This window comes from Mesorhizobium sp. CA5, assembly GCF_020165105.1.
Taxonomy (GTDB): Bacteria; Pseudomonadota; Alphaproteobacteria; order Rhizobiales; family Rhizobiaceae; genus Mesorhizobium.
This window is the reverse complement of sequence record NZ_JAIUHJ010000021.1, coordinates 34,114-49,966: the sequence shown is the minus strand read 5'-3', so window position 1 is coordinate 49,966 and position 15,853 is coordinate 34,114. Positions and strand designations below refer to the sequence as shown.

At 63.9% G+C, this 15,853-nt stretch carries 18 protein-coding genes; 12 read left to right on the top strand and 6 right to left on the bottom strand.

Features of this window, described 5'->3' with window-relative positions:
• Window positions 1-55: 55 nt before the first annotated feature.
• Window positions 56-628, bottom strand: coding sequence for an NADPH-dependent FMN reductase (locus tag LB529_RS23635; RefSeq protein WP_095767682.1), 573 nt, complete (start codon window positions 626-628; stop codon window positions 56-58).
• Window positions 629-865: 237 nt separating this feature from the next.
• Between LB529_RS23635 and LB529_RS23630 the strand changes: the two genes are divergently transcribed.
• From LB529_RS23630 to LB529_RS23610, 5 genes are all read left to right on the top strand, one after another.
• On the top strand, window positions 866-1,777 hold the full coding sequence (locus LB529_RS23630) for an ABC transporter substrate-binding protein (protein ID WP_224639613.1): 912 nt from the start codon (window positions 866-868) through the stop codon (window positions 1,775-1,777).
• 215 nt (window positions 1,778-1,992) lie between these two features.
• Entirely contained in the window at window positions 1,993-3,156 is a 1,164-nt protein-coding gene (locus LB529_RS23625; RefSeq protein ID WP_224712438.1) for an ABC transporter permease, read from the top strand.
• Window positions 3,153-4,091 carry an ABC transporter ATP-binding protein gene (locus LB529_RS23620; protein WP_224712437.1) on the top strand — a complete coding sequence of 313 codons (939 nt, stop codon included), beginning with the start codon at window positions 3,153-3,155 and terminating at the stop codon, window positions 4,089-4,091. Before LB529_RS23625 ends, LB529_RS23620 begins: the two co-directional genes overlap by 4 nt.
• Window positions 4,088-4,837 carry an ABC transporter permease gene (locus LB529_RS23615; protein WP_224712436.1) on the top strand — a complete coding sequence of 250 codons (750 nt, stop codon included), beginning with the start codon at window positions 4,088-4,090 and terminating at the stop codon, window positions 4,835-4,837. Before LB529_RS23620 ends, LB529_RS23615 begins: the two co-directional genes overlap by 4 nt.
• A 243-nt stretch (window positions 4,838-5,080) precedes the next feature.
• A complete protein-coding gene (locus LB529_RS23610) occupies window positions 5,081-7,222 on the top strand; it encodes a sodium-translocating pyrophosphatase (RefSeq protein ID WP_224530671.1) in 2,142 nt (713 codons plus the stop codon).
• Between the two features lie 83 nt (window positions 7,223-7,305).
• Here LB529_RS23610 and LB529_RS23605 read toward each other — a convergent pair whose 3' ends face one another.
• The 3 genes from LB529_RS23605 to LB529_RS23595 all read right to left on the bottom strand — a co-directional run bounded on the left by LB529_RS23605 (window position 7,306) and on the right by LB529_RS23595 (window position 9,499).
• Entirely contained in the window at window positions 7,306-8,295 is a 990-nt protein-coding gene (locus tag LB529_RS23605; RefSeq protein WP_224609482.1) for a glycosyltransferase family 2 protein, read from the bottom strand.
• Window position 8,296: 1 nt separating this feature from the next.
• A complete protein-coding gene (locus LB529_RS23600) occupies window positions 8,297-8,842 on the bottom strand; it encodes a dTDP-4-dehydrorhamnose 3,5-epimerase family protein (protein WP_224609485.1) in 546 nt (181 codons plus the stop codon).
• Window positions 8,843-8,980: 138 nt separating this feature from the next.
• On the bottom strand, window positions 8,981-9,499 hold the full coding sequence (locus LB529_RS23595) for an outer membrane protein assembly factor BamE (RefSeq protein ID WP_224712435.1): 519 nt from the start codon (window positions 9,497-9,499) through the stop codon (window positions 8,981-8,983).
• 117 nt (window positions 9,500-9,616) lie between these two features.
• Between LB529_RS23595 and LB529_RS23590 the strand changes: the two genes are divergently transcribed.
• From LB529_RS23590 to LB529_RS23560, 7 genes are all read left to right on the top strand, one after another.
• Window positions 9,617-10,159, top strand: a complete 543-nt coding sequence (locus LB529_RS23590) for a ubiquinol-cytochrome C chaperone family protein (RefSeq protein WP_224712434.1) — start codon at window positions 9,617-9,619, stop codon at window positions 10,157-10,159.
• A gap of 11 nt (window positions 10,160-10,170) precedes the next feature.
• On the top strand, window positions 10,171-10,719 hold the full coding sequence (locus tag LB529_RS23585; protein WP_224712433.1) for a YceD family protein: 549 nt from the start codon (window positions 10,171-10,173) through the stop codon (window positions 10,717-10,719).
• Between the two features lie 130 nt (window positions 10,720-10,849).
• Entirely contained in the window at window positions 10,850-11,917 is a 1,068-nt protein-coding gene (gene plsX, locus LB529_RS23580) for a phosphate acyltransferase PlsX (RefSeq protein ID WP_224712432.1), read from the top strand.
• 9 nt (window positions 11,918-11,926) lie between these two features.
• Window positions 11,927-12,898, top strand: a complete 972-nt coding sequence (locus LB529_RS23575) for a beta-ketoacyl-ACP synthase III (RefSeq protein WP_224712431.1) — start codon at window positions 11,927-11,929, stop codon at window positions 12,896-12,898.
• Between the two features lie 104 nt (window positions 12,899-13,002).
• The gene (locus tag LB529_RS23570) at window positions 13,003-13,326 is read left to right on the top strand and encodes an integration host factor subunit alpha (RefSeq protein ID WP_040983242.1); all 324 of its coding nucleotides are present in this window, start codon (window positions 13,003-13,005) and stop codon (window positions 13,324-13,326) included.
• Between the two features lie 131 nt (window positions 13,327-13,457).
• The gene (locus LB529_RS23565) at window positions 13,458-13,997 is read left to right on the top strand and encodes a MerR family transcriptional regulator (RefSeq protein WP_140842716.1); all 540 of its coding nucleotides are present in this window, start codon (window positions 13,458-13,460) and stop codon (window positions 13,995-13,997) included.
• Window positions 13,998-14,094: 97 nt separating this feature from the next.
• Window positions 14,095-14,397, top strand: a complete 303-nt coding sequence (locus LB529_RS23560; RefSeq protein WP_095767669.1) for a YqjD family protein — start codon at window positions 14,095-14,097, stop codon at window positions 14,395-14,397.
• Window positions 14,398-14,468: 71 nt separating this feature from the next.
• Here the strand turns inward: LB529_RS23560 and LB529_RS29060 are convergent, their stop codons facing one another.
• The gene (locus LB529_RS29060; RefSeq protein ID WP_263497374.1) at window positions 14,469-14,591 is read right to left on the bottom strand and encodes a hypothetical protein; all 123 of its coding nucleotides are present in this window, start codon (window positions 14,589-14,591) and stop codon (window positions 14,469-14,471) included.
• A 439-nt stretch (window positions 14,592-15,030) separates the two neighbouring features.
• Window positions 15,031-15,639: a hypothetical protein gene (locus tag LB529_RS23555; protein ID WP_224639622.1), complete on the bottom strand. Its 609-nt coding sequence runs from the start codon at window positions 15,637-15,639 to the stop codon at window positions 15,031-15,033.
• Window positions 15,640-15,853 lie beyond the last annotated feature (214 nt).

The window sequence follows — 15,853 nt, the reverse complement described above, 5'->3', positions numbered from 1 at the left end:
AAGGCGCCCGACCAGCTCTTCCGGCCTCTCGAACAACCGGCCTGAACGACCGGCGTCAGGCATCCGGGGGGAGCACCTGCAGGACCCGCGCGATGAACATGTGGAACTCCTGCATATAGTTGCGCAGGAATGTCTCTGTTGACGCCACCGTCACCTCGCCATCGTCGGTGATCAGCCCCGGGGTGAACTGAATGTAGGCTTCGGGCGAGTTCATCTGGGGCGCGTTGCAGAAGCTGAGCACGCTGCGCAGGCTCTGTTGGGCGACCGCGGTTGCGATCGCGCCCGGCGATGTTCCGATGACGGCAGTCGGTTTGCGGGCAAAGGAGTTCTTGCCGTAGGGCCGGCTGGCCCAGTCGATTGCATTCTTCAGGCCGCCGGGGATCGATCGGTTGTACTCCGGCGTGACGAAAAGCACCGCCTGGACCGATGCGATGGCTTTCTTGAACTCCAGGGCGACAGGCGGGAAGGCGGCGTCATAGTCGTAGCTGTAGAGCGGCAAGTCCTTGAAGGGGATTTCCGTCATCTCAAGTTCCGGCGGCGCCAGTTTGACGAGAGCCTTCGCAAGCTTGCGGTTGATGGAGCCCTTGGCGAGGCTGCCGATGAGGTAGCCGACTTTGTGCTTGGCCATGACACACTCCTGTTTTGGCCGCCGACCCGCCTTTCCCAATATTTCGCAAAACAGGGTAAGCCGCCAGCCGGCCTTAGGTCGGCATCGCGCTATGTCGGGTGGAACAGTGCTTTTGTCGGATCGAACAAAATTATTGCGCCTGTCCCCCAAGTTATGAAACCGTGTACCCCGACTGCCCGTCATAGCCGTGCTCATATACAGCCACCGATCAATCGGTTCACAGCAAGGGATTTCACAATGTTTTCAATCGGAAAGCTCGCCGTAGCAGCCATTGCGCTCGGCCTTGCCACTGCCTCGGCCAGCGCCCAGGTGGTCGTCTCCTCGAAGATCGATACCGAAGGCGGGGTGCTGGGCAATATCATCCAGCTCGTGCTTAACGCCAACAACATCAAGACAACGGACCGGATCCAGCTCGGCGCGACGCCCGTGGTGCGCAAGGCGATCACCGCCGGCGAGATCGACATCTATCCCGAATATACCGGCAATGCCGCCTTCTTCTTCCAGAAGGCAGACGATCCGGTCTGGAAGGACGCCGCCAAGGCCTACGAAACCGCCAAGAAGCTCGACTATGACGCCAACAAGATCGTCTGGCTATCGCCGTCGCCGGCCAACAACACCTGGGCGATCGCGCTGCGCAAGGAAGTGGCCGACGAGAACAAGCTCGTCACCTTGACCGACTTCGGCAAATACGTCGCGGGCGGTGGCAAGGTGGTGCTGGCGGCCTCCGCCGAGTTCGTCAATTCGGCGGCGGCGCTCCCGGCCTTCCAGACGACATACGGCTTCACGCTGAAGCCGGATCAGCTGATCACGCTCTCCGGTGGCGATACCGCGGCGACCATCGCAGCCGCTGCCAACCAGACCAACGGCGCCAACGCGGCCATGGTCTATGGTACCGACGGCGGCATCCAGCCTTCCGGCCTCGTCGTGCTCGAGGACGACAAGGCTGTGCAGCCCGTCTATCAGCCCGCACCGATCATCCGGGAAGAGGTCCTGAAGCAGCATCCCGAGATCGAGACGCTGCTGAAGCCGGTCTTCGCCAAGCTCGATCTCGTCACGTTGCAGGGGCTCAACGGCCGCGTTCAGCTGGGCGGCGAGCCAGCGAAGGGGGTCGCGGAGGATTTTTTGAAGAAGAACGGGTTTTTGAAGTAAGATAAGCCCGCCTTGAAAAGCTAGAAGTCGTTGCGAGGCGCCCCCCTCTGTCCTGCCGGACATCTCCTCCTCAAGGGGGGAGATTGGCTGTTGCTGCGCGTCGCTCTCTTCTCCGGCCTTGGTGATTGGCGAAGGCCCTCGCGACATCTGATCTCCCCCATAGAGGGGGAGATGGCCGGTAGGCCAGAGGGGGGCGCCTCGCGCAAACGCGCGTCATGACCCTGCGCCTCGACAAGCTCGGCGTCGTCATTGCCGCGATCGTGGCCTACGCCGCGTTCCTCGCCCCGTTCGCCATGTTCCGCGCCAATCGTATCGTGCCGGGGCAGGCGCGCTCGATCCTGGAAGCGCTGCCGTCCATGCTTGGCATGCTATTGCTGGCGATAGCGACAGGGGCCGCGATCGTCGCCCTGCTCAGGACGCCGCTTTTGCTCAGGCTGATCGCCGGCGTCGTGGCGCTGGTCGCGCTGTCGGCCCTGATCGGTGTTGCCGGCGGTTTTCTGACGCCCGCCGGCAACACCTTCGCTCGCGTCTCGCCGGCCTCCGGTTTCTGGCTGCTGATCTTTGCTTTCACCTTGCTTCTCGCCGATGTGCTGACCAGGCTGAACCTGTCGCCCGGGGCGCGCGTCGGCGTGCTCGTGCTTGCCGCTTTGGCCATCGCCGCGCTGCTCGTTTCGGGACGTTGGGACAGTCTTTCCATTCTCAAGGAATATGCAGGCCGCGCCGACAGTTTCTGGGCTGAAGCTTCCAAGCACGTCACGCTGGCGCTTGGTTCGCTGGCCGGCGCGGTCGTGGTCGGGATACCGCTCGGCATCTTGTGCCATCGCGTCGAGAAGCTGCGGGCAGGGGTGCTCAACGTGCTCAACATCATCCAGACCATTCCGTCGATCGCGCTCTTTGGCCTGCTGATCGCGCCGCTCGGCTGGGTCGCCCTGCACGTGCCGGGTGCCGCCGCGGTCGGCATCAGGGGCATCGGCACCGCGCCGGCCTTTGTCGCGCTGTTCCTCTATTCGCTGCTGCCGGTGGTGGCCAACACCGTGGTGGGACTCGCCGGCGTGCCACGCGCCGCCAACGACGCCGCGCGCGGCATGGGCATGACCGATCGCCAGCGCCTCTTCGATGTCGAGTTCCCGCTCGCCTTTCCGGTGATCCTGACCGGCATCCGCATCGTGCTTGTTCAGAACATCGGGCTTGCCACTATCGCCGCGCTGATCGGCGGCGGCGGCTTCGGCGTGTTTGTTTTCCAGGGTGTCGGCCAGACGGCGATGGATCTGGTGCTGCTCGGCGCGCTGCCGACCGTGGCGCTGGCCTTTGCTGCGGCGATCATCCTCGACGCGGTCATCGAGATGACCGCCACCAAGCGCAGGGTTGAAACGGCATGATCGAAATCGAAGGCATTACCAAGCGCTATGACGAGACGACGGTGGTCGACAATGTTTCGATGGTCATCGAGCCTCGAACCGTCGCAACCATCGTCGGCACGTCGGGGTCCGGCAAGACGACGCTGCTCCGGATGATCAATCGGCTGGTCGAGCCGACCTCCGGCGTCATCAAGCTCGACGGTGCCGACAACCGCTCGGTGCCCGGCTATCAGCTGCGCCGCAGGATCGGCTACGCCATCCAGGGGCATGGCCTGTTTCCACACCGCACGGTAGCGCAGAACATCGCCACCGTGCCGTTGCTGCTCGGTTGGGACCGAGACCGCATCAAGGCGCGCGTCGACGAGTTGATGACGCTCTACCAGCTCGACCCGCAGGCTTACGGGCCGCGCTACCCGCACGAGCTTTCCGGCGGGCAGCAGCAGCGCGTCGGCGTTGCACGCGCTTTGGCCGCCGAGCCGAACGTGCTTTTGATGGACGAGCCCTTCGGCGCGCTGGACCCGATCATTCGCACCAAGGCGCAGGAGGATCTGCTGGCGATCCAGAAGCGCTTCGGCACCACCATCATCCTCGTCACCCACGATATGGAAGAGGCCGTGCATCTGGGCGACAAGATCGCCGTCATGGATGCCGGCAAGCTGGTGCAATACGCAAGACCGGCGGAGATTCTGGCCAGGCCTGCGAACGGCTTTGTCGAGACACTGGTCGGCGCCAGCGAAAGGCCGTTCCGGCTGCTGTCGCTCGGGCCTGTGCGCGATGCCGTGGAGCCGGGCGGTGCCGAAGGCGAGGCGATCCCCGGCGAAGCCACGCAACGCGACGCCTTGGCCGAGTTGTTGTGGTCGGGCCGCCCGGCGCTGCCGGTGAAAGGCGCCGACGGCAAGCTGCTCGGCCGCGTCACCGTCGAAGGCCTGGTGAAACGCGCGGCGAGGCCGCAATGAAAGCCTGGCTGCCCGCGCTGTTGAGGCTGGCTGTCCTGGTGCTGCTGGTGGTCTTCATCACCGCCCCCGGCTGGTTTGAACCGCTGCTGAAACCCCTGACCGAGAATGGCGCGCCGGCGATCTACAACCAGGGCAGCCTGCTGACGCTGACGTTGCAGCATTTTAGGATCGTGCTGATCGCGACGGTGGCGGCGACGACCATCGCGGTGGCTTTAGCCATCCTGGTCACAAGGCCGGCGGGCGCCGAGTTCCTGCCCTTGTCGCGCAGCCTGGTCAATATCGGCCAGACCTTCCCGCCCGTTGCCGTGCTGGCGCTTGCCGTGCCGGCCGTCGGCTTCGGCGAAAAGCCGACGCTGATCGCGCTCTTCCTCTATGGCCTGCTGCCGATCTTCGAGAATGCGCTGACGGCGCTCACCACGCTGCCCGGCAACGTGATGGAAGCGGCGCGCGGCGCAGGCATGACCGGCTGGCAAAGGCTGATGAAGGTCGAGCTGCCGCTGAGCGCCCCGGTGATCCTCGGCGGCATCCGGCTCTCGGTGGTCATCAGCCTCGCCACCGCGACCATCGGCTCGACGGTTGCCGCCAAGACGCTGGGCGAGGTGATAATCGCCGGCCTGATCTCGAACAACCTTGCCTTCGTGCTGCAGGGCGGTCTGATCGTCGCGGCGCTTGCCGTGCTGATCTATGACGGCCTGTCGGCGATCGAACGCTACGCCGCGCGGCGTATGGGGCAGGGGGCGGAGTAGCTGGTTGGTCGGCAATACCCGGCGTCATTTCAATCGATCTAATTCGAAGCCTGCGCCGACACAGCTATTGGCACCATCGTCTTTTGGGCGAAAGCCGGGCAAAAACCGAACAATATCTTGACGTTCCAAGCCCTGTTTCGCATACACCCCAGCCAAGGGGTGGATTCCGCATGCGGCATCCATCTCCGTTCCAACGGCCCAGGGAGGGGTTCTTTTGGGCCATCAATCGAGGAAAATCCGGCAATGACCATCATTACCGCCGTCATCGCCTGCGGCCTGCTGTCAGTTCTGTACGCCATCTGGGCGACACGTTCGGTCCTTGCGTCCGATCAGGGCAATCAGCGCATGCAGGAAATCTCCGCCGCCATCCGCGAAGGCGCCCAGGCTTACCTGGCGCGCCAGTACACGACCATCGCGATCGTCGGCATCGTCGTTCTCCTGCTTGCCTGGTGGCTGCTTTCGATCACCGCCGCCATCGGCTTCCTGATCGGCGCGGTGCTCTCGGGCGCCGCCGGTTTCATCGGCATGCATGTCTCGGTGCGCGCCAATGTGCGAACCGCGCAAGCCGCTTCGAACAGCCTTGCCGCCGGCCTCGACATCGCCTTCAAGTCGGGCGCCATCACCGGCATGCTGGTAGCGGGCCTGGCGCTGCTTGGCGTCTCGATCTACTACTTCATCCTGACCGGCCCGATGGGCCTGCAGCCGAACGACCGCGTCGTCATCGACTCACTCGTCGCCCTCGGCTTCGGCGCCTCGCTGATCTCGATCTTCGCCCGTCTCGGCGGCGGCATCTTCACCAAGGGCGCCGACGTCGGCGGCGATCTCGTCGGCAAGGTCGAGGCCGGTATCCCCGAAGACGATCCGCGCAACCCGGCCACCATCGCCGACAATGTCGGCGACAATGTCGGCGACTGCGCCGGCATGGCCGCCGATCTGTTCGAGACCTATGCGGTGACCGTCGTCGCCACCATGGTGCTCGCCGCCATCTTCTTCGGCGGTACCGCGATGCTGGGGGCCGCGATGCTCTATCCGCTGGCCATCTGCGGCGCCTGCATCCTGACCTCGATCGTCGGCACCTTCTTCGTCAAGCTGGGTTCCAACGGCTCGATCATGGGCGCGCTCTATAAGGGCCTGATCGTCACCGGCCTGCTGTCGATCGTCGGCCTCGCCGCCGCTACATCGGCCACGCTCGGCTGGGGCGAGGTCGGCACGGTCGCCGGCATCGTCATCACCGGCAAGAACCTGTTCATCTGCGGCCTGATCGGCTTGGCTGTGACCGGCTTGATTGTCGTGATCACGGAATACTACACCGGCACCAACAAGCGTCCGGTGAACTCGATCGCTCAGGCGTCGGTGACCGGCCACGGCACCAACGTCATCCAGGGCCTCGCGGTCTCGCTGGAATCGACGGCGCTGCCGGCCATCGTCATCGTCGGCGGCATCATCGCCACCTATCAGCTCGGCGGCCTTTTCGGCACAGCGATCGCGGTCACCACCATGCTCGGGCTGGCCGGCATGATTGTGGCGCTCGACGCTTTCGGCCCGGTCACCGACAATGCCGGCGGCATTGCCGAAATGGCCGGCCTGCCCAAGGAAGTCCGCCACTCGACCGACGCGCTCGACGCGGTCGGCAACACCACCAAGGCGGTGACCAAGGGCTACGCCATCGGCTCGGCCGGCCTCGGCGCGCTGGTGCTGTTCGCTGCCTACTCGAATGATCTCAGGTTCTTTGCCGCCAATGGCGATAAGTACCCCTACTTCCAGGGCATGGGCGAGATCTCGTTCGATCTCTCCAACCCGTATGTCGTCGCCGGCCTCATCTTCGGCGGCCTGATCCCCTATCTGTTCGGCGGTATCGCGATGACCGCCGTCGGTCGCGCCGCCGGCTCGATCGTCGAGGAAGTGCGCAAGCAGTTCCGCGAGGACAAGGGCATCATGGCCGGCACCTCGAAGCCGAACTATGCGCGCGCCGTCGACATCCTGACCAGGGCGGCGATCCGGGAAATGATCATTCCGTCGCTGCTCCCGGTGCTGGCGCCGCTCGTCGTCTATTTCGGCGTGCTGCTGATCTCGGGCTCGAAGGCCTCGGCCTTCGCGGCGCTCGGCGCCTCGCTGCTCGGCGTCATCGTCAACGGCCTCTTCGTCGCCATCTCGATGACCTCCGGAGGCGGCGCCTGGGACAACGCCAAGAAGTCGTTCGAGGACGGCTTTACCGACAAGGACGGCGTCAAGCACCTGAAGGGTTCGGAAGCGCACAAGGCCTCGGTCACCGGCGACACCGTCGGCGATCCCTACAAGGACACCGCCGGCCCGGCCGTCAACCCGGCGATCAAGATCACCAACATCGTCGCGCTGCTTCTGCTCGCCGTGCTCGCGCACGGCTGATTGCGGCTATTCCACGACAAAGCCCGCGGGAGCGATCCCGCGGGCTTTGTGTTTCGGCATGACATCATGCATTCCGGAGGCACTCAACCGCCTTCCGGCCTTTCGCCGCCACGGCGATAGCGGGCCAGCAACGCCTTGGCGTCTGGCTCTCGTTCGGGCATCGGCGGCAAGCCGCGTGTCCGGCGCAACATGGCAATGAACGCGCCGCGGCGATATAGGCGACGGAAGGACCGCGCCCGCGGATGTATGCCAAGCATCGCCAGAAGCCTGCGTTTGAGATAGCGGAAGCGCTTGAGGGGGGCGGGTTCCTCGGCGTTGCCGAGAATCCTGACCCGCAACGCGTCTGGAGCATCCATCGCGTCCATCAGTTCTTCCTGTTCCCGCGCCGTATCTCGCGCGTAGCTGCCTTCGCGCTTGCCCGAATGCAGCATGAGCACGGTCAGATGGGGCATTGTCGCAATCACCGCACCCTTGCGCCAGGCACGGAACAGCCAGTCCTGGGAACTCTCGCAAACGCACTGGCTGGCCGGGCGCCATGGCCCAAGCCTTGGCAGCGACGCGCGCCGGATCATTTGCGCGGAGCCGAATCCGACTGTGGTGACTGGGTCATAGAAGCCGTCCCGGCCCATTCCGAGGATCATATGCCTGGAGCCTTTGCTCGCGGACGACTCGATGACTGCACCTCGGGCGATCACCACATCGGCACCGGTGGCGTCGATCCAGCCGCACATGGACGCCAGATGGTCGGGAAACCACAGGTCGTCATGGTTCAAGATGGCGACGAAGCGGCCGCGGGCCCGGGCAAAGCCGATATTGTTCGGACCCGACTGCTCGCCGAAGTTCACGGGAAGGTCGATATAGCAGATGCGGGCGTCTTCGAATGCAGCGACCATGGCCGCGGTGTCAGGACGGCACGCGTCGCCGATGACTATGGCCTCCCAGTCCTGCAGGGTCTGACCAATGAGGCTCTTCAGGGCCTGATGCAGCACCGCCGGACGATTGTGCGTCGCTATCACGATCGAGACCAGCGGTTCGATCGGTCCGATTGGCGCGCCTTGACCGGCCTGTTCCACACTACACCAGCTTGTAGGGGATTTGTTCCGTATCGGGCGGCAGGCGCCAATGGTCGGGCGCGTCATAGGCGTAAGCCTTGTCGACGAGGTTGAGCAGCAACGCTGTCTCCGGTCCGAGGGTCACGACACCGTGCCAGACGCCAGGCGGAATGGTAACGATTGCCGGTCGCAGGGCGCCGACGATCTTGTGCCAGACCGTGCCGAAGCTGGGCGAGGCCTTGCGCCCGTCGAAAAGCGATATCCGCACGCTGCCGGCGCAGCAGAACAGGCGGTCGAGGGTCGCCGCATGTGCGTGCCAGCCCGTCACTGCGCCCGGATACATGGTGCGCTGAAACACTTGCCCGACCGGCGATTGATCGAGAGCCCATTCCTCGCGAAAGATCTCGGTCAGGTAGCCGTTTGAGGTCGCGACGGGTCTGATTTCCTTGAATGTGACGCCCTCGATCGGCGGCGCATCGACGGCGAGCCAGTCCGGCGTCACCGTCTGTTGGTCAGGCGTGCCGGTGGCCATCCAGCCCTGCGGTACGGTACGATCGTTGTTGCTCATATCCAGCCCCCCGGAAATCGCCAAAGCGTCATACGTGGCTATACGGGCATAGGCAAGCACAGTCGGACGGTCGCCGGCAGGCGACGAAAGACCGTCGATCGAAGTCTTTCGTTCAGTCAGGTTGCCGGGCGAGCGAACTCAGGGCGTACCGCCGCCGCCGGGAATGCCGGGCGCCAGCTTGCTGGCGCCGCTGATGACCTGGCTCAGGAAGTTCTGGTCCTTGCCGCCGGTCGGCGTCGTCCGCGAGATGAAGTCGAAGACCTTGCCGTCCTTGAGACCGTAATTGGCGATCTGGGTGACGCGGCCGTCAGCGCCGAAATAGACCGCCAGCACGTGCTGGTCGATGATGCGCGGGTTGTCGAAGGCGACATAGCGCTTGCGCGTTTGCGAGATGTAGTAGAAGGCCTCGTTGTCGAAGGTCGCCGTCGTCGACGGCGTGCCCAGCGCCAGAAGCACCTGCTCGCGGCTCGATCCGACCGGCACCGAATCGATCGCCTGCTGGTCGATGACGTAGCCTTTCGTCAGCGTCTCGCTCGGATGGAGATCTCCGAACATCTTGGACGAATTGCAGGCGGAAAGCGCTGACACCATTACCAGCAGCGAAGCCGCGCCCACTGGGGCGGGCGCAAAGAACGACTTGAATTTCAGCGCACCCAACAACAAATCTCCATCACATCCCCGCAACTTGCGCTGGGCCGCAAAACCGGTAAACCAGCTTGCATGCCGATGCAACAAGGCCAAATCAAACAACAGGTCCCCGGGAGACCGCCCTCAATGTTCCAGCGCCTTTTTGGCCGCGAACGCAATGCCAACCGCGCTATCACCGACGCGCTCTACGCACAAATCGTGGCGGCGGCGCGGCAAACGGTGTTTTATTCCGACTGGAATGTGCCGGATATACCGCTCGGCCGCTTCGAGATGCTGTCGCTGCACATGTATCTCGTCCAGCACCGGCTGCATGGCGAACAAGGCGTTGCCGCCGAGGTCGCGCAAGTGCTGATCGACGAGTTCTTCCTCGATGTCGAGCATTCGCTGCGCGAACTTGGCATTGGCGATGTCGGCGTGCCCAAACGCATGAAGAAGCTGGCAAAGATGTTTTACGGCCGTACGGCCGCCTATGACGAAGCGCTCAAGGAAGACGATCGGGTGGCGCTTGCGGCGGCGCTCGCCCGCAACATCAGGCCGGACTCCGGCCCGTGGCCGCAGGCGCCGCTGCTGGCGGACTATGTCTGCGAGGCCTCGCACAAGCTTGCCGCCCAGCCGACCGAATCGATCGCCGCCGGCACCGCCGCGTTCCCGGCGGCCGGGGCAGCGTGAAGGAGGCCGGCATGAAAGACGCCGAACTGCGCAGCCCGGTATCCTTCGTCGCCAATGTCGCGCGCCTGCCGAAAAAGGGCCTGCCGGTCCTTGTCGAGGCCGATGAGCGCCAGCGCGAGGCGCTTGCCGCCGACTATGATCTGCTTTCGGTCGAGAGCTATCGCGCCGAACTGCTTGTGGTTCCCTGGAAGCGCAATGGCGTCAAGGTCACCGGTCGCGTCGCGGCCGACATCACGCAAGCCTGCATCGTCACCCTGGATCCGGTCGTCGCGCATATCGATGAGCCCGTCGAGGCGCTGTTTCTGCCCGAGCAGTCGAAGCTTGGGCGCGAAGGCTTCGAAGGCGGCGGCGAGATCGTCCTCGACGCCGACGGGCCGGACAGTCCGGAGACATTTTCCGGCGACACCATCGATGTCGGCGGGCTGGCCGAACAGTTTTTCGGTCTGGCCATCGACCCTTATCCGCGCAAGTCGGGAGCCTCGCTCGACGTTGCCGGCGACGATCAGACCGAGGAAAGCGAATTCCAGAAAAAGCTGCGTTCGCTGCTTGGGAAATCCTGAGGGTGGTCCGGATTTTGGAAAAGTTGGTTGTGCGCAGGCACAAAACCGTTATTTTCGCCGAACCTTCGCGAGGCCCCTTACCTCGGCAGGCGTCCGCCGCAAGCCAGGCAAACCGTGAGAAAAGCACTACGTGATCAGGATTTCCATCGATGCCATGGGCGGCGATCACGGACCAAGCGTGGTCATCCCGGCGCTGATGACCGTCGCCATCCGCCGCCCTGACATCCGCTTCGTCGTCTATGGCCGCGAGGACGTGGTGCGCCCAGAGCTCGCCAAGTTCCCGAAACTCGCCGAGATATGCGAGTTCGTCCATTGCGAGATCGCCGTGCGCATGGATGACAAGCCGAGCCAGGCGCTTCGCCACGGCCGCTGGAAGTCGTCGATGTGGAAGGCCGTCGAAGCGGTCAAGAACGGCGGCGCGCAGGCCTGCGTCTCGGCCGGCAACACCGGCGCGCTGATGGCGATGTCGAAATTCTGCCTGCGCACGATGGCCACCATCGACCGCCCGGCGATCGCGGCGCTCTGGCCGACGACGCGCGGCGAAAGCGTGGTGCTCGATGTCGGCGCCACCATCGGCGCGGATGCGCACCAGCTTATCGATTTCGCCATTCTGGGTACCGGCATGGCGCGCTCGGTGTTTGGCGTCGAGCGGCCGAGCGTCGGCCTCCTCAATGTCGGCGTCGAGGAGATCAAGGGCCAGGAAGAGGTCAAGGAAGCCGGCCGCATGTTGCGCGAGGCTAACATGGCCTCGATGAATTATCGCGGCTTCGTCGAGGGCGACGATATCGGCAAGGGCACGGTCGACGTGGTGGTCACCGAGGGCTTCGCCGGCAACATCGCGCTCAAGACCGCCGAGGGCACCGCAAGGCAGATCGCCGGCTATCTGCGCTCCGCCATGAGCCGCACGCTCATGGCCAAGATCGGCTACGTCTTCGCCAAGGGCGCCTTCGACAGGCTGCGCGAGAAAATGGATGTCGGTCGCTCCAATGGTGGAGTCTTCCTGGGGTTGAACGGCATCGTCGTGAAGAGCCATGGCGGCGCCGATTCGGACGGATTCGCGGCCGCCATCGAGCTCGGCTACGATATGGTACGCAACAATCTGCTTGACCGGATCGAGGCCGACCTCGATCTGTTCCATGCGCGCAACCCGACCGCGCAGGCAAACAGGAAGTCCGGCGTCGCCGACGCCGAGGAATAGGAAAGAGCCTTGATCAGATCAGTCGTGCGCGGCAACGGTGCCGCGCTGCCCCGCCGCATCATGAAGAATGCCGACTTCGAAGGCATGGTCGAGACCTCCGACGAGTGGATCGTGCAGCGCACCGGCATTCGCCAGCGCCACGTCGCCGCCGACGACGAGACGACTGCCTCGCTTGGCGAGGATGCGGCGCGCGCCGCGCTCGACAGCGCCGGCATGACGCCCGCCGATATCGATCTCATCATCCTGGCGACCTCGACGCCCAACAACACGTTCCCGGCGACGGCTGTCGAAATCCAGAACCGGCTCGGCATGCATCACGGCTTTGCCTTCGACCTGCAGGCCGTGTGCTCGGGCTTCGTTTACGCCGTCGCCACTGCCGATCTCTATATCCGCGGCGGCCTGGCCAAACGCGTCCTGGTGATCGGCTCGGAAACATTCTCGCGCATCCTCGACTGGAGCGACCGCTCGACCTGCGTCCTGTTCGGCGACGGCGCCGGCGCGCTGGTTCTCGAAGCGGAAGACGGAGCCGGCGCGATCACCGATCGTGGCGTGCTGGCCGCGAGCCTGCGCTCCGACGGCGTGCACAAGGACAAGCTCTTCGTCGACGGGGGCCCTTCGACCACGGGAACCGTCGGCCATCTGAGGATGGAAGGCCGTGAAGTGTTCAAGCATGCCGTCGGCATGATCACCGACGTCATCGAGGCGACCTTCAGCGAGGCCGGCATAACGGCCGAGGACCTCGACTGGTTCGTGCCGCATCAGGCCAATAAACGGATTATTGACGCTTCCGCCAAGAAGCTCGGGATCGCTGAGCAGAAAGTGGTGGTCACCGTCGATTTACACGGTAACACCTCGGCTGCTTCGGTGCCGCTCGCTTTGTCGGTTGCCGTCGCCGACGGTCGCATCAAGAAGGGCGACCTGGTTCTTCTCGAGGCGATGGGTGGAGGCTTCACCTGGGGCGCGGTGTTGCTCCGCTGGTAAGTGCCGAACTCGCCGGTTCGGTCCTTGACCTTGCCGGATCAATTACTTAGGCTCAGCCTTTGCCTGTATCGATTTACGTTTTTGCGAGCAGATGGGACGGTCGCATGGGGGGAAAGACACTTACGCGTGCCGACCTTGCTGAAGCCGTTTACCGGAAGGTTGGTTTGTCGCGAACGGAATCGGCGGAACTCGTCGAGGCTGTGCTGGACGAAATCTGCGAAGCCATCGTTCGCGGTGAGACGGTCAAGCTGTCGTCTTTCGCTACCTTCCATGTCCGCTCGAAGAACGAGCGCATCGGCCGCAATCCCAAGACGGGCGAGGAAGTGCCGATCCTGCCGCGCCGGGTGATGACGTTCAAGTCCTCGAACGTGCTCAAGAACCGGATCCTGCGTTCGCATCAGAACAGCAAGGGCAAGGGCGGCAAGTAGTTTGCTGGCGAATGCGGTTGAAAACCGCCGGCGGTTTTGAAGCCGGGCTTGAATATCGTTTCATAAATCGCTGAAATAAGGCGCGATTCGGCACCATGCCCGGATCGTGGTCCAGTGTGGAGGATTGGCCCATGGACAAGAGCCCCGATGCTTTCCGCACCATCAGCGAAGTCGCGGAAGATCTTGACCTGCCGCAGCACGTGCTGCGTTTCTGGGAGACGCGTTTCACCCAGATCAAGCCGATGAAGCGTGGCGGCGGCCGGCGCTACTACCGGCCGCAAGACGTCGAGCTCATCAAGGGCATCCGGCATATGCTCTACGATCAGGGCTATACGATCAAAGGCGTGCAGAAGCTGTTGCGCGAGAACGGCAACCATTTCCTGGTCGCCATCGGCAATGGCGACATGGCCGCGGTGGAGGCCATCGCCCAGCGCCGCCAGGCCGAGCAGGTGCCGCTGACGGCGGCCGCGCAGCCGCGCGGCGACGAGGACGCGCTGGTCGGCCAGCCGAAAGTGAAGCCCAGCCGCCGTTTCTTCGGCCTCGGCAAGAGCGACGACGAAGGTCCGGTTCAACCCGACTCGTCGAGATTGTCGCGTGACAATCGCGCCTTGCTGCAGGAGGCGCTGTTCGACTTGCTGGAATGCAAGCGCCTGCTCGACCAGGTTCGTTGAACGGTCATCTTCGACTTGACGGTGCTCGGCCGGTCGGTCGGCCGGAACGGGCTCTTCGCCCGTGCGTTAGGCCTTCTCGAAGAGAAGGACAACAAGCATGGCATCGTTTTCGACCCTCTCCGACGTTGATATCGACAAGCAGGTCGCGGCACTTTCGCGACAACTGCACGACCTGAAGAAGGTTCTGGCCAGGCGCGGTGACGCCTATTACGAGGATGGCCGCGAGGCGGCGTCCGACTATTATTCGCAACTTGCCGATCGCCTCCACGAGGCGCTTCCGGCAATAAGGCGCAGGGGCAGGGCGATCGAGCGCACGGCGCGCGATCATCCGGCGACGGCCGCCGCCGTCGGGCTGGTCGTGGTCGGACTGCTTGCCGGCCTTTTGATCGGCCGGCGCTGATCGATCGAGGGGATATAAACAGAAATGGCGGCCGTCCTCGACGGCCGTCATTTCCGTGCCGCTACAGGTGATCAGTTCGCAAGCTTGAGCCGCGTCTTCGGGTCGACCTTCATGACCTGACTGCACTTGCCGTAGACGGTGCCGTTCTTGTCGGTGGCATCGGTATAGGTGCCTTTGCAATCCAGCTGCAGCACCAGGCAAGAACCATGGCCCTTACAGACCGCGCCGCTCGCCGGTCGGATGCGTGCCAGCAAAAGCCGGAGCCGAGACCGAGCCGAAAGCCGAGACGACAAGAGCCGCGGCCAGGGTGATACGCTTGAAGTTGGTCATTTGAGCATTTCCTTCCATTGGTTTTGGGATCGCCGTCCCGGCGTCCCGTTGGGGTGAGGAGCACCTTGCGGCGCCCATGACCGCTTAGTGCTGCGGCCAATGGAAAGGTTCATATGCCGCGCGTTTTTTTCATTTGACCGGCGATATCGGCGGATTGGGAAAGCCGTGCGCGGCTCTCCTCGGCGCGCGCCACGCATCCGGCGCGCGGCACCCGACATGGAGGCGGTTCACTCCGCGATGCCGCCGCCTCAGATAGGCCGAGTGTTCAAGCGGCCAAAGCTGTTCGAGCCGCTCGCTGCCTCCTCACATCGGCGGCGCGATGCCGTGATTCCCGACAACGACCCGGTTCGCGACCAGCTTGCCGTCGCCGCCACGCTCGGCATTGACGAACACTGCGATGCCCGGCGTGAGATCTGCCGGCGTGGCGGTGGCGAATGTCACGATCGGTGTCGTCTGCGGGATAGCGATCTGCTTCTTCTGGCCGTTGTCATAGGTGAGCGTGACAGTGCGGCCTTCGATCTCGCTGACATCGGCGACGGTGCCGTTGGTCATGCGGCTGTTGGGCTGCAGGTCCCAGCCGCGATCGCCTTCTCCGGTACCCTTCAGAGCAGCCGGAAAGATCACGACTTCCAGCGCGCCGCTGCCGCCGTCGGCCTTGGATATCGAGGCGATGCCGAGAAAATCGCCCTGTTTAATGTCGGCTGCCGAGGCCGTGGCTACGCCTGAAATCTTCCACCCGTTGCCGAGCGTGATCGCATTGGTTTTGCCATCGCGATCCTTGACCGTCAGCGTCGATCCGGCAACGCTGACGACAGTGCCTCGAACACGTATGGCATCCGCGGCCCACGCTTGCGTCGCGCCGATGACGCTTGAGACTGTGCCGAGCACAATTGCGAACGATTTCAAATTCATGGCATCCGATCCTTCTGAGAAATGCCCGGCGTCGGTCTGTCTGCCGCCGGTGACGGCAAGCTAACGAATCGAGACGTCGAAAATGCCGGCGGATCCGGCCGCGGACCTTCAAAAGAACTTGATTGAGCGCTGCGCGACCTTACATGTACGCAGCCCGAGGCATCAGCCGAAACGCAGCTTCACGAACGCGTGACGCCGCATGGGTGCTCTTGGC